This is a genomic window from Gammaproteobacteria bacterium, from assembly GCA_016716465.1.
GTDB lineage: Bacteria > Pseudomonadota > Gammaproteobacteria > SZUA-140 > SZUA-140 > JADJWH01.
Map to the genome: position 1 here is coordinate 396402 of JADJWH010000004.1, position 14285 is coordinate 410686.

At 66.2% G+C, this 14285-nt stretch carries 9 protein-coding genes; 2 read left to right on the top strand and 7 right to left on the bottom strand.

Annotation, left to right across the window (positions count from 1 at the left end):
- Nucleotides 1–26: 26 nt before the first annotated feature.
- Complete coding sequence (locus IPM20_09590) at nt 27–545, bottom strand: hypothetical protein (protein MBK9131867.1); 519 nt, start codon at nt 543–545, stop codon at nt 27–29.
- A gap of 24 nt (nt 546–569) precedes the next feature.
- Here IPM20_09590 and IPM20_09595 point away from each other — a divergent pair, with 24 nt between their 5' ends.
- Nucleotides 570–1778 carry an efflux RND transporter periplasmic adaptor subunit gene (locus IPM20_09595; GenBank protein ID MBK9131868.1) on the top strand — a complete coding sequence of 403 codons (1209 nt, stop codon included), beginning with the start codon at nt 570–572 and terminating at the stop codon, nt 1776–1778.
- A 26-nt stretch (nt 1779–1804) separates the two neighbouring features.
- Complete coding sequence (locus IPM20_09600; protein ID MBK9131869.1) at nt 1805–4957, top strand: efflux RND transporter permease subunit; 3153 nt, start codon at nt 1805–1807, stop codon at nt 4955–4957.
- A 45-nt stretch (nt 4958–5002) separates the two neighbouring features.
- Here IPM20_09600 and IPM20_09605 read toward each other — a convergent pair whose 3' ends face one another.
- The 6 genes from IPM20_09605 to gltB form a co-directional block, all read right to left on the bottom strand.
- Nucleotides 5003–5401, bottom strand: a complete 399-nt coding sequence (locus tag IPM20_09605; protein MBK9131870.1) for a hypothetical protein — start codon at nt 5399–5401, stop codon at nt 5003–5005.
- Nucleotides 5402–5648: 247 nt separating this feature from the next.
- A complete protein-coding gene (locus tag IPM20_09610; protein ID MBK9131871.1) occupies nt 5649–6044 on the bottom strand; it encodes a hypothetical protein in 396 nt (131 codons plus the stop codon).
- A gap of 56 nt (nt 6045–6100) precedes the next feature.
- Nucleotides 6101–6991 (bottom strand): hypothetical protein, encoded by an 891-nt coding sequence (locus IPM20_09615; GenBank protein MBK9131872.1) that lies wholly within the window; start codon nt 6989–6991, stop codon nt 6101–6103.
- Nucleotides 6992–7016: 25 nt separating this feature from the next.
- On the bottom strand, nt 7017–8078 hold the full coding sequence (gene hemE / locus IPM20_09620; GenBank protein ID MBK9131873.1) for a uroporphyrinogen decarboxylase: 1062 nt from the start codon (nt 8076–8078) through the stop codon (nt 7017–7019).
- A gap of 118 nt (nt 8079–8196) precedes the next feature.
- Nucleotides 8197–9639, bottom strand: coding sequence for a glutamate synthase subunit beta (locus IPM20_09625; GenBank protein MBK9131874.1), 1443 nt, complete (start codon nt 9637–9639; stop codon nt 8197–8199).
- 3 nt (nt 9640–9642) lie between these two features.
- Nucleotides 9643–14265, bottom strand: coding sequence for a glutamate synthase large subunit (gene gltB, locus IPM20_09630; protein ID MBK9131875.1), 4623 nt, complete (start codon nt 14263–14265; stop codon nt 9643–9645).
- Between the last annotated feature and the right edge of the window lie 20 nt (nt 14266–14285).

Below are 14285 nucleotides of genomic sequence, written 5' to 3' on the forward strand. Positions count from 1 at the left end.
GTTGACAATCCCGGCGGATCTGGCGATCACCGGCAATCGCTGATATCCGCAAATCCCTGCGGATTCAACAAACTCACCGCTATCGTTTCAAAGCACATCAACGGCAGTGACACAGGATTACGCCACACGGTGTTCCCAGTCGCGCGCCTGCTCATGCGGCCCACGCCGAAACGGATCGACATGGGCCACCTGCTTGACGGGCAGGCAGTCATCCGGATATCGAACCACCGACCAACCCCCGTGCATGTCATCCTCCGGTCGACCTGAATGAAACGAATATCGCGCCGGCCAGAGTTAGTCCGATTCCAAACAGGACAATTTCTGCGGATATTCATGTCCGGTAGCGTGAATATCCGGCGACCCGACTTCATCGATGACGATGGCTCCGCACCGATAAATGACATCACATTCTCCAAGGTCATCTCCCGCGCGCATCCAGGCATGATCGACTGGCGCGCACGGGAAACATGGCTGATATACTGTCGCTTCGCGATCAGGCGAATATCCATCCCTTGTTCGATCACGGTCAGAAATGATCGGGTCATGAACAGTATTTTCCGGAGCCGCTCATGAGCACCTCCCCGCTGTCCAAGGAATTGCGGTCATCACTCGCACTCGTCACCCTCGCCGTATTGCTCACCGCCTGCGGACGGGATCAGCCCGCGCAAGAGCATGCGGGCGGCCCGCCGCCGGCCGCGGTGAGCATCGCCCCGGTGGAGGTGCGCAAGGTCGCGCAATGGGACGAGTTCACCGGCCGCATCGAGGCCACCGACACGGTGGAGATCCGCCCGCGCGTCAGCGGCTTCATCGAAAGCGTGCGCTTCAAGGAAGGCGGCGAGGTGAAGAAGGGCGATGTGCTGTTCGTCATCGACCCGCGACCCTATCGCGCGGCGCTCGACCGTACCGAGGCGGAACTGGCGCAGGCGCGCGCGCAGGCGGCGCTCGCCAAATCGGAGGCTGGGCGCGCACAGCGGCTGCTCGAGACCAAGGTCATCTCGCAGGAGGCACACGACCAGCGCCTGGCCGCCGAACAGCAGGCCAATGCCGCCGTGCAGGCCGCCGCCGCCGCGGTCGAGACCGCGCGCCTGAACCTCGACTTCACCGAGGTGCGTTCGCCGATCAACGGCCGCGCCGGCGAGGCGCTGGTCACGGTGGGTAATCTGGTGCAGTCCGATCCCAGCCCGAGCACGCTCACCACGGTGGTCTCGCTGGACCCGGTGTATGCGGTGTTCGAGGGCGACGAACAGACCTACCTCCGTTATGGCGCGATGGCGCGCCGCGGCGAACGCCCGAGCTCGCGCGACAAACGCACCCCGGTGATGGTCGGCCTCAGCAATGAAGATGACTTTCCGCACCAGGGCTATGTCGATTTCGTCGACAACCAGCTCAACCCGGCCACCGGCACCATCCGCGCGCGCGCCGTGCTCGACAACAAGGAGCGCATCTTCACGCCGGGCCTGTTCGCGCGCGTGAAGCTGCTCGGCAGCGGCGAATTCCCCGCCGTGCTGGTGGACGACAAGGCCATCCTGACCGATCAGGACCGCAAGTACGTCTATGTGCTCGGCCCGGAAAACCGCGCGCTGCGCCGCGATATCAAGATCGGACGCAGCGCGGAGGGACTGCGCATCGTGACCGACGGACTCGGCCCGGAGGATCAGGTCATCGTGCACGGCGTGCAGAAGATCTTCTTCCCCGGCATGCCGGTCCAGGCGCAGACCATCCGCATGGGTGACCCGCCGCCGGCACCGTCCGGTCCGGGCGCGCCGGGCGGACAGTGACCCCCTGATCCCGTGAGAACAGCCCCGTGAGAGACTTTTCGCGATTCTTCGTCGACCGCCCGATCTTCGCCGCGGTCATTTCGATCCTGATCCTGACCGCCGGCCTGATCGCGCTGCCGCTGCTGCCGGTCACCGAATACCCGGATGTGGTGCCGCCGACCGTGCAGGTGCGCGCGGTCTATCCGGGCGCCAATCCCAAGGTGATCGCCGAAACCGTCGCCACCCCGCTGGAGGAAGCGGTCAACGGCGTCGAGAACATGATGTACATGAAGTCGGTGGCCGGCTCCGACGGCGTCATGTACCTGACCGTCACCTTCAAACCCGGGACCGACGTCGACCTCGCCCAGGTGCAGGTGCAGAACCGCGTCAGCCAGGCCAGCGCGCGCCTGCCCGAGGACGTACGCCGTCTCGGCGTCACCACCGACAAGCAGTCGCCCAACCTGACCATGGTCGTGCATCTGCTCTCGCCCGATCAGACCTACGACGCCCTCTACCTGCGCAACTACGCCACCCTGCACGTCAAGGACGAACTCGCGCGCATCCCCGGTGTCGGTATGGCGATGATCTTCGGCGGTGGCGATTATTCCATGCGCGTCTGGCTGGACCCCGACAAGGTCTCGGCGCGCGGTCTCACCGCCGGGGACGTCGTGAACGCCATCCGCGAACAGAACGTGCAGGTATCGGCCGGCCAGATCGGCGCCCCGCCGCAGCCACAGACCAGCGACTTCACCCTCTCCATCAATGCCCAGGGCCGTCTCGTCACCGAGGAGGAGTTCGGCGACATCGTCGTCAAGACCGGCGCCGGCGGCGAACTCACCCGCCTGCGCGACGTCGCGCGGATTGAGCTTGGCGCCGCCGATTACGCCCTGCGCTCGCTGCTCAACAACGGGCAGGCGGTCGCGGTGGTGATCTTCCAGGCCCCCGGATCGAACACGATCGAGCTGTCGAATAACGTGCGCGCGCGCATGGCCGAGCTCGCGACGCGCTTCCCGGCGGACGTCAAGTGGGACGTGGTATACGATCCGACCGTGTTCGTGCGTGATTCCATCAAGGCCGTGGTGACGACGCTGTCCGAGGCGGTGCTGCTGGTGGTGCTGGTGGTGATCCTGTTCCTGCAGACCTGGCGCGCCTCCATCATTCCGCTGATCGCGGTGCCGGTCTCCATCATCGGCACCTTCGCGGTGCTGCTCGCGCTCGGCTTCTCCATCAACACGCTGACGCTGTTCGGCCTGGTGCTCGCCATCGGCATCGTGGTCGACGACGCCATCGTCGTGGTCGAGAACGTCGAACGCAACATCGAGAACGGCCTCACGCCGCTCGCCGCCGCCCACCAGGCGATGCGCGAGGTGAGCGGACCGATCATCGCCATCGCCCTGGTGCTGGTCGCGGTGTTCGTGCCGATCTCGTTCCTGTCCGGCATCACCGGCCAGTTCTACCGCCAGTTCGCCGTCACGATCGCCATCTCGACCGTGATCTCCGCGATCAACTCGCTGACGCTGTCGCCGGCGCTCGCCGCCGTGCTGCTCAAGCCGCGCGGCGCGCCGCCCGACCTGCCGACGCGCGTCATCGACCGCCTGTTCGGCTGGCTGTTCCGACCGTTCAACCACGCCTTCCGCGGCGCCGCCCACTTCTATGCCGAGAGCGGGCGGCCGGCGCTGCGACGCGCGCCGCTGATGCTGGCGGTGTACGCGATCCTGATCGGCGCGACGGTGGTGATGTTCCGCACCGTGCCCGGCGGTTTCATCCCGACGCAGGACAAGCTCTACCTGATCGGCGGGGTGCAGCTTCCCGCCGGTTCCTCCCTCGACCGCACCGAGGTCGTGGTGCGCAAGATGAGCGAACTCGCCCTCGGCACCGATGGAGTCAAGGACGCGGTCGCCTTCCCTGGCCTCAACCCGATGCAGTTCAACAACACGCCGAACTCCGGCACGATCTTCTTCGGCCTCGACGGTTTCGACGCGCGCACGCGGCCCGCGCCGGAGATCGTCGGCGAGCTGATGGGCAAGTTCTCCGGTATCCAGGAGGCCTTCGCCTTCGCCATCATGCCGCCGCCGATCCTCGGTATCGGCACCGGCTCCGGCTATTCGCTTTACGTGCAGGATCGCGCCGGCGTCGGCTACGGCGAGCTGCAGAACGCCGTCAACGGCTTTGCCGGCGCGCTGTCGCAGGTACCCGGCATGGGCTTCCCGTTCACCTCCTACCAGTCCAACGTGCCGCAGCTCACCGCCGAGATCGACCGCGTCAAGGCGAAGGCGCAGGGCCTGGCGCTGACCGACGTGTTCGAGACGCTGCAGATCTATCTCGGTTCATCCTATGTCAACGACTTCAACCGCTTCGGCCGCACCTACCAGGTGTACGCGCAGGCGGACGCGCCGTACCGCGACCAGGCCGAGGACATCACCGCGCTGCGCACGCGCAACCTGAACGGCGAGATGGTGCCGATCGGCAGCGTGGTGACGGTGAGCCAGACCTACGGGCCGGACCCGGTGATCCGCTACAACGGTTACCCGGCCGCCGATCTGTTCGGCGAATCCGACCCGCGCGTGATGTCCTCGCAGCAGGCCATCTCCACCATCGCCGGGATGGCGCCGCGGGTGCTGCCCGCCGGCATGGGCTTCGAGTGGACCGACCTCAGCTTCCAGCAGGTGACGCAGGGCAATGCCGCGCTGGTGGTGTTCCCGCTGTCGGTGCTGCTCGTGTTCCTGGTGCTGGCCTCGCTCTACGAGAGCTGGACGCTGCCGCTGGCGGTGATCCTGATCGTGCCGATGTGCCTGCTGTTCGCGCTGTGCGGCATCTGGCTCACCGGCGGCGACAACAACATCTTCGTGCAGATCGGCATGGCCGTGCTGATGGGGCTGGCGTGCAAGAACGCGATCCTGATCGTCGAGTTCGCGCGCGAACTGGAGCTCGAGGGCAAGGGCGTGGTGGAGGCGGCGATCGAGGCCTGCCGCCTGCGTATGCGCCCGATCGTGATGACCTCCACCGCCTTCATCGCCGGCGTCATCCCGATGGTATTCTCCAGCGGCGCCGGTTCCGAGGTGCGCGAGGTCATGGGCATCACGGTGTTCTCCGGCATGATCGGCGTGACGCTGTTCGGGCTGTTCCTGACGCCGGTGTTCTATGTCGTCCTGCGGAAGCTGGTGTTGCGGAGACAGCAGAAACGGGAAAACGCCGCCTAGCGCGGCCTGCCCGCCGGCACGAGCCGTGCCGGCGGGCAGGATTTTTTATTTGCCGGCAGGCCTTTCGATCTGTACCGCGTGGATCTTCATCGCGCCGCCTTCCTTGACGAACTTCGACGCGTAGATGGTGACCGTCATGTCGTGCACGAAGGCCTCGCGCAGGGTCGTGGCAATCTCCGTGTTGACGACCGGGTCCTCGTGCAGTGACAGGGTGAAGATCTTCTCGCCGGTGGTGTCGAGGGTAATGAACACCTCGTTGTTAGTGATGTCCTCGTTCTTGCCGAACTTGTAGTCCTTGATCTGGCTCCGGTACAGCGTGATCTTGCCCGTATTCATATCCGAATGCGTGTCGGGCAGATGGAGCGAGGACGGCGCGTCGGCCAGCGCGGTGAGCGCGAAGGCGAGTCCGGCGCTCAGCAGGGAGCTTTTTACGATGGTATTCATGGCGGTCATCCTCCTTATGCGGTTAGATACATCATGGGTAACCGAAGCATTCTCACGCATGGTCGCACGCGCGGATTAATCGGGGCTTAACGACTGGCGCCGGTGTGCTCGCCCCGCCGCGCCACACCGGACCACACCGGATCATAGCACAGCGGTCGCCCGCGGCTCCACCCCGCCGATCAACTCCCTGATACTTCTTGAAGTGTGCTCGCGCGCGGGACGAGCGGCGGCGCGGAATTCCGCGGCGTCAGTCGGCGTCGACGAGCTGGGAAACGATGCTGAGCGAATCGTTGGAACTGACCCAGGTCTTCATGGTCAGGGTCTCCAGCGCCTGGGTCTGTTCGTACTGCGTGTCCACCGTGAAGATGTAGAACTTGCCGCTGTAGACGGTGTTCTGCTCCTCGGCGCTGATCTGGAACGACTGGAGGGTGCCCAGCGTCTGCCGGTGCTGTTCCAGCGCATCGAGCTGGAGCTGGCGCTCGCTCTCCGGATAGAAGCGGACCGCATCGGCGAAGTTTCCCTGCTGTATGAGCTGGTAGTAGCGCTCGACCATGCCGCGCGCCTTCAGGTCTATCTCGGAGGGGCCGCAGGCCGCGAGCGCGAGCAGGCATGACAGGACGACCGTTGCGCCGAATCTCTTCATGATATGCCCTCCTCCAGACACGGCCACGCGCGCGTTGCTCCTCAAAGGACGCACGATCAGACGGTGAATCCGCGCGTGCGCAGATATTCCCTGGCTTCGAGCGCGGTGAGCGCGAGGTCGAGCTCCTGTTCCCAGTCGTAGGGCCCGACCGCCTCCATCTCGCGCTCCACATGGATGTCGCGATACGGCTCGTCGGCGAAGATCCTCACGTGGCGCACCTCTTCGATGCTGGGCGTGAGGTCCGGCCATACCTCGTGCAACACATCCTTCGGCCGCACGATCGTCCACTCGGCGATCTGCCGGTAACGCTCCGGCAGCTGTGTGTAGGCCTCCGCGGTGCCGGTCTGGCGGCGGCCAGTGGAGGCGTCGACATGATCGGTATGGATGAAGATGATCAGCCTGGGCGCGTGGGCGACGATCGCGGGCGTTCGGTTGATGCCGGCCGGCATCCAGGCCGAGAGCGCGACGTCGATCGGGCGGGTCAACGTCTCCAGGGTTTCACTGCCCGGCTCATAGCAGGAGGGATCGTAAAATTCCGCGATCTGGTTCGGCTTGTCGGCCGGATCGGCGAGGCCGAGCACGCGGACGCCCTCGCGCGCGAGCAGGCTGCCGAGGAAACCGTTGCGTCCGTGCACGTCGCACACCAGCGGATCGTCCGCCACCTGGCGCGCGCACTGCGCGATCTGGCGCAGTTCGGCGCGCAGGGGATAGAACGGGGCGATGGTATGCGCATGCGTGGCGGGATCGCGGTCCGGGTTGCTGAACACCAGCGCGTGCAGGGGCAGCCCGCGGATGCGCTCGGCGAACGGCAGTTCGGGCTTCCAGGCCGGATGCAGCCGTTCCTGGAAGGCAATGATGCGGTTGAACATCTCCTCGGAAAAGCCCGCGAGCCGGCGCAGCTTTTCGAACTCGGGCGGGAGTTCACCCGCCTGGCCCGGTCCGTTCATGGCCTGGTCTCCGGCGCGCGGGCCATCAGTGGAAGCGCGCGCTGAGTTCGTGCACGGCCTCGATGAAGACACGCACGTTGGTGGGATCGACATGGGGATGAATGCCATGGCCGAGATTGAACACATGGCCGGGGCCGGGGCCGAAACTGGCGAGCACGTGCTCCACTTCGGCGCGGATACGGTCGCGCGTGGCATAGAGCGCGCACGGATCCATGTTTCCCTGCAAAGCGACGCGCTCGCCGACGCGGCGACGGACGTCGCCGATCTCGACGGTCCAGTCCACGCCGAGCGCGTCCGCGCCGCTCTCGGCCATTGCCTCGAACCACTGCGCGCCGCCCTTGCTGAACAGGATGACCGGCACGCGCCGGCCCTCGTGCTCGCGCGTCAACCCGGCGATGATGCGCGTCATATAGGCGAGCGAGAACTCCAGGTAGTCACGCGTGGTGAGCACGCCGCCCCAGGTGTCGAAGATCATCAGCGCCTGCGCGCCGGCGCGCACCTGCGCGTTCAGATAGGCGGTTACCGCGTCGGCGAGCTTGCCGAGCAGGCGATGCATCAAAGCGGGCTGCGCATACATCATGCCCTTGGCATGGGCGAACTCCTTGCTCGAGCCGCCTTCCACCATGTAGGTGGCGAGCGTCCAAGGGCTGCCCGAAAAACCGATCAGCGGGATGCGCCCGGCGAGTTCGCGCCGGATCAGCCGGACGGCGTCCATGACATAACCCAGTTCGCTCTCGGGGTCGGGTACGGCGAGCGCGTCGATGTCGGCGGCACTGCGCACGGGACGTTCGAAGCGCGGACCTTCGCCCTGACTGAAATAGAGTCCGAGCCCCATCGCGTCCGGCACGGTCAGGATATCGGAAAACAGGATGGCCGCGTCCAGCGGATAGCGCTCGAGCGGCTGCAGCGTCACCTCGCAGGCCAGCTCGGGCGTGCGGCACAGGTTCATGAAGTCGCCGGCGCGCTCGCGCGTGGCGCGGTACTCCGGCAGATAGCGGCCGGCCTGCCGCATCATCCATACCGGCGTCACATCCACCGGCTGGCGCAGCAGCGCGCGCAGAAAACGGTCGTTCTTCAATTCCTGCACGTGTCGCGCCCTCCTCTGCGGCGCCGGGAGAAAAGGGATCGATTGCCCTCTCCGCACCCCCGCATCAATATATGGATCGATACGGAAACAGGCGCCGGGCCCGATTCCGCTTGCGCGCTCAGCGCGGCAGTTCGCTGTAACCCATCAGGAATTCGTCTACCGCGCGGGCGGCCTGGCGCCCCTCGCGGATGGCCCACACGACGAGCGATTGTCCGCGCCGCATGTCGCCGGCGGCGAACACCTTGGAGATCGAGGTCTGGTATTTCTCGGTATCGGCCGCCACATTGCCGCGCGGATCACGCGTCACGCCGAGCTCCTCCAGCAGGCCGGCATGCACCGGATGCACGAAGCCCATCGCGAGCAGCACCAGGTCCGCCTTCAGCTCCAGCGTCTGGTCCGGCAGTTCCTTCATCTGCCAGCGGCCCTGCGCGTCCTGGTTCCACTCGACGCGGATCGCGCGCAGGTGCTTGACCGCGCCGTCTTCGCCACGCAGTTCCTTCGTTGCCACGCACCAGTCGCGCGCAACGCCCTCGGCCTGCGAGCTCGAGGTGCGCAGGCGATTCGGCCAGTACGGCCAGGTGGTGCCCTTGTCCGGGTGCTCCGGCGGTTTCGGCAGGATCTCGATCTGCGTCACCGAGCGGGCACCCTGGCGGATCGAGGTGCCGATGCAGTCGGAACCGGTGTCGCCGCCACCGATGACGACGACATGCTTGTCCTGCGCGCTGATCGCCTGCTCCGGCGGGATGGCGTCACCGGCATTGCGGCGGTTCTGCTGCTCGAGGAACCGCATGGCGAAATGCACGCCGGCCAGCTCGCGTCCCGGCACCGGCAGGTCGCGCGGCTGCTCGGCGCCGCCGGTCAGGACCACGGCGTCGAAATCGTCGAGCAGGCGTTTCGCCGGCAGGTCGCGTCCGACATGGACCCCGGTGCGGAAGCTCACACCCTCCTGCCGCATCTGTTCGACGCGGCGATCGATCAGCTGCTTCTCCATCTTGAAGTCCGGGATGCCGTAGCGCAGCAGCCCGCCGACGCGGTCCTGTTTCTCGAACACGGTGACCGCATGGCCGACGCGCGCCAGTTGCTGCGCGCAGGCGAGGCCGGCCGGACCGGAACCGACGATCGCCACCGTCTTGCCAGTCGGATGCGCCGCCGGCAAGGGCGTAACCCAGCCCTGCTCCCAGCCCTTGTCGACGATGGCGCACTCGATGGTCTTGATCGTCACCGGGTTGTCGTCGATGTTGAGGGTGCACGCCTCCTCGCACGGCGCCGGGCAGATGCGCCCGGTGAACTCGGGGAAGTTATTGGTGGAATGCAGCACCTCGAGCGCGCTGCGCCACTCGGCGCGGTATACCAGGTCGTTCCAGTCCGGGATGATGTTGTTGACCGGACAGCCCTGGTGACAGAACGGGATGCCGCAGTCCATGCAGCGTGCGCCCTGCAGACTGAGATCGGCGTCGCTGAGCGGGACGACGAACTCGGAATAATGCTTGATGCGCTGCTCCACCGGCGCGTACTTGCGCTCCTTGCGCTCGAATTCGAGGAATCCGGTCGGCTTGCCCATGGCTCAACGACCTCCCCGCGCGACGGATGCGGTCGCAGCGGCGGCCGCCTGCTGCTGCGCCTTCATCTGCTCCAGCGCCTTGCGGTAATCCACCGGCATCACCTTGACGAAGCGCGGCAGAGAGTCGCTCCAGCGCTCCAGGATGCGGCGCGCCAGCGCGCTGCCGGTATAGTGCAGATGCCGCTCGATGAGGCCGCGCAGGCGCCTGGCGTCGAAGCGCGTCATGTCGTGATGGATCTCGACGCGGCCGTGGGTCTCGAGATTGCCGCCCTGATGTTCGGCCAGTTCCAGCGCGTCGTCCTCTTCCTTGATCGGTTCGAGTTCGACCATCATCATGTTGCAGCGGCTCTCGAAGTCGCCCGCATCGTCCAGTACATAGGCGATGCCGCCGCTCATTCCGGCGGCGAAGTTGCGCCCGGTTTGCCCGAGTACGACCACGATGCCGCCGGTCATGTATTCACAGCCGTGGTCGCCGACGCCCTCCACGACCGCGATGGCGCCGGAATTGCGCACCGCGAAGCGTTCGCCGGCGACGCCGCGGAAATAGCACTCGCCGCTGATGGCTCCGTACAGCACGGTGTTCCCGACGATGATGTTCTGCTCCGGTACGATCGGGCAATCCGCCGCCGGACGCACGACGATGCGGCCACCCGACAGGCCCTTGCCGACATAGTCGTTGGCCTCGCCCACGAGATCGACACTGACACCGCGCGCGAGCCAGGCGCCGAAACTCTGGCCGGCGGTCCCGTGCGCCGCGATGGCGATCGTATCGTCGGGCAGCCCGGCGTGACCGTAACGCTCGGCGACACGACCGGACAGCATGGCGCCGAAGGTGCGGTTGACGTTCGTTATCGGTGTCTCGATGCGCACTGGCGTGCCGTGTTCCAGCGCCGGCGCGGCCTGAGCGATCAAGGTATGGTCGAGCGCCTTCTCGAGCCCGTGCTGCTGGCTCTCGCAATGGCGGACCGCCACCCCGGCGGCGACCTCGGGACGGTGCAGGATGCGGGAGAAATCGAGTCCGCGCGCCTTCCAGTGCCGGATCGCCTTGCGCATGTCGAGACGGTCGGTGCGGCCGATCATCTCGTCGACACGACGGAATCCGAGCTGCGCCATCAGCTGGCGCATCTCTTCCGCCACCATGAAGAAGTAGTTCACCACATGTTCCGGCTTGCCGGTGAAACGCTTGCGCAGCACCGGGTCCTGCGTTGCGACGCCGACCGGGCAGGTATTGAGATGGCACTTGCGCATCATGATGCAGCCTTCGACGATGAGCGGCGCGGTGGCGAAGCCGAACTCGTCGGCGCCGAGCAGCGCGCCGATCACCACGTCGCGCCCGGTGCGGATGCCGCCGTCGACCTGCACCGCGATGCGACCGCGCAGGCGGTTGAGCACCAGGGTCTGGTGCGTCTCGGCCAGTCCGATCTCCCACGGGAGGCCGGCGTGCTTGATCGAGGTGAGCGGGCTCGCGCCCGTACCGCCGTCATGTCCGGCGATGGTCACGTGATCGGCATGCGCCTTGGAAACGCCCGCGGCGACCGTACCGACGCCGACCTCGGACACCAGCTTGACGCTGATGCGCGCCCGCGGGTTGACGTTCTTGAGGTCATGGATCAGTTGCGCCAGGTCCTCGATCGAATAGATGTCATGGTGCGGCGGCGGCGAGATCAGGCCGACGCCCGGCGTGGAATGGCGCACGCGCGCGATCACGGCGTCCACCTTGTGGCCCGGTAACTGGCCGCCCTCGCCCGGCTTGGCGCCCTGCGAGATCTTGATCTGGATATCGTCGGCGTTGACCAGGTATTCGGTGGTGACGCCGAAGCGCCCGGAGGCGACCTGCTTGATCGCCGAGCGCATGGAATCGCCGTTCGCCAACGGCTGGAAGCGCTCGGATTCCTCGCCGCCCTCGCCGGTGTTGGACTTGCCGCCGATGCGGTTCATCGCGATGGCGAGCGTGGTGTGCGCCTCGCGCGAGATCGAACCGAAGGACATCGCGCCGGTGGCGAAACGCTTGACGATCTCCTGCGCCGGCTCGACCTCATCGAGCGGGACCGGTTCAGCGTCGAGCCGGAAATCGAACAGGCCGCGCAGCGTCAGCAGGCGCTCTTCCTGCCTGTTGATCTGCTGGGCGAACTCCTGATAGGTCGCGTAGCTGTTCGAACGCGTGGCGTGCTGCAGCTTGGCGATGGAGTCCGGCGTCCAGGCATGGTCCTCGCCGCGGATGCGGTAGGCGTAGTCGCCGCCGGCATCGAGTGCGTTGCGGTAGATCGGCGCCTCGCTGTAGGCGTCGCGGTGCCAGCGCACGGACTCCTCCGCCACTTCGCGCAGGCCGATACCTTCGATCATCGTGGACGTGCCGGTGAAATACCGGTCGACGAAATCGCTCGCGAGCCCCACCGCGTCGAAGATCTGTGCCCCGCAGTAGGACTGATAGGTCGAAATGCCCATCTTGGACATGACCTTGAGCAGCCCCTTGCCCACGGCCTTGATGTAGTGCGCATGGGCCTCGTCCGGCGTCTCCTTGATCGCGGAATGATCGCACATCGCCGTCAGCGTCTCGAAGGCGAGATAGGGGTTGATCGCCTCGGCGCCATAGCCGGCGAGCAAGGCGAAGTGGTGCACCTCGCGCGCCGCGCCGGTCTCGACCACCAAGCCGCATTCGGTACGCAGACCCGCGCGGACCAGATGGTGATGCACCGCGGCCGTGGCGAGCAGCGCCGGGATGGCGATATGTCCGCGATCCATGGCGCGATCGGACAGGATCAGGATGTTGTGATGCTGCTCCACCGCCTGCTTCGCTTCGGCGCACAGGCGCGACAGCGCGGCCTCCATGCCCGCCGCGCCCTGCGCGGCGTCGTAGCAGACATCCAGCGTACACGTACGAAACGCGCCGTCGGTGTGCTCGTGGATGGCGCGGATGCGCTCGAGGTCCGCGTTGGTCAGCACCGGCTGATGGACCTCGAGCCGCATATGGGTGCCGGCGTTGTCGAGATCCAGCAGATTCGGGCGCGGGCCGATGAGCGAAACCAGCGACATCACCAGTTCCTCGCGGATCGGGTCGATCGGCGGATTGGTGACCTGGGCGAAATTCTGCTTGAAATAGTTGAACAGCGGCTTCGGCTTGCGCGACAACACCGCGATCGGGTTGTCCGCGCCCATCGAGCCCACCGCTTCCTGGCCGGACACCGCCATCGGCGCCAGCAGGAGCTTGGTGTCTTCTTGCGTATAGCCGAAGGCCTGCTGGCGGTCAAGCAGGGACTCGCGGTGCGCCGGGCGCGCCGCGTGCGCGTGCAGCGGCAGGTTGTTGAGCAGGATCTGGGTACGGTCGAGCCACTGCTGATAGGGCTGCGCGGAGGCGAGCGCGTCCTTCAGTTCGGCATCGTCGATAATACGGCCCTGTTCCATATCGATGAGGAACATCTTGCCCGGCTGCAGGCGCCATTTCTTGACGATCCTGGCCTCCGGGATGTGCAGCACGCCCATCTCAGAGGCCATTACCACCAGGTCGTCATCGGTGATCAGGTAGCGCGCGGGACGCAGGCCGTTGCGATCGAGCGTCGCACCGATCTGGCGGCCGTCGGTGAAGGCCAGCGCGGCCGGTCCGTCCCACGGCTCCATCAGGGCGGCGTGATATTCATAGAAGGCGCGGCGCTTCGCTTCCATCAGGGGATTGCCGGCCCAGGCCTCGGGCACCAGCATCATCATGGCGTGCGCGAGCGGATACCCGCCGGCGACGAGCAGTTCCAGCGCATTGTCGAAACAGGCGGAATCGGACTGTCCCTCGGCGATCAGCGGCCACAGCTTCTCGAGATCCTCGCCCAGCAGCTTCGAGGACATCGAATGGCGCCGCGCCGCCATCCAGTTGATGTTGCCGCGCAGGGTATTGATCTCGCCGTTGTGGGCGATCATGCGGAACGGATGCGCGAGATCCCACGACGGGAAGGTGTTGGTGGAAAAGCGCTGGTGCACCAGGGCAAGCGCGGACACCAGGCGCCCATCGCCCAGATCCTTGTAGTAGGCGTCGACCTGATTCGCCAGCAGCATGCCCTTGTAGACCAGGGTGCGGCAGGACAGGGACGGGATGTAGAAGCGGCCGCAATCGTTCCAGCCGGAGGTACGCACGGAGTTTTCCACCACCTTGCGGATCACGAACAGCTTGCGCTCGAACGTCGTATCATCGCTGGCCGCTGGCCCGCGGCCGATGAAGACCTGGCGCACAAACGGCTCGACCGCGCGCACGCCGGCGCCGAAGACGCTGTTGTCGGTCGGAACATCGCGCCAGCCGAGGACGCGCTGCCCCTCGGCGATGACGGTACGCTCGATCAGCGCCTCGCAGGCGGCGCGCGTCTTGGCATCCTGCGGCAGAAAGATCATGCCGACGCCGTATTCGCCGGCCGGCGGCAATGTCACGCCGCGCGCGGCGCACTCGGCGCGCAAAAAGGCGTCCGGGATCTGAATCAGAATGCCGGCGCCGTCACCCGCCAGCGGATCGGCGCCGACAGCGCCGCGGTGAGTGAGGTTTTCCAGGATCTGCAGGCCCTGGCGCACGATGGTGTGGCTCTTGCCGCCCTTGATGTGGGCGATGAAACCGACGCCGCAGGCATCGTGTTCATTGCGGGGGTCGTACATGCCCTGCCGCTGCGGCCGAC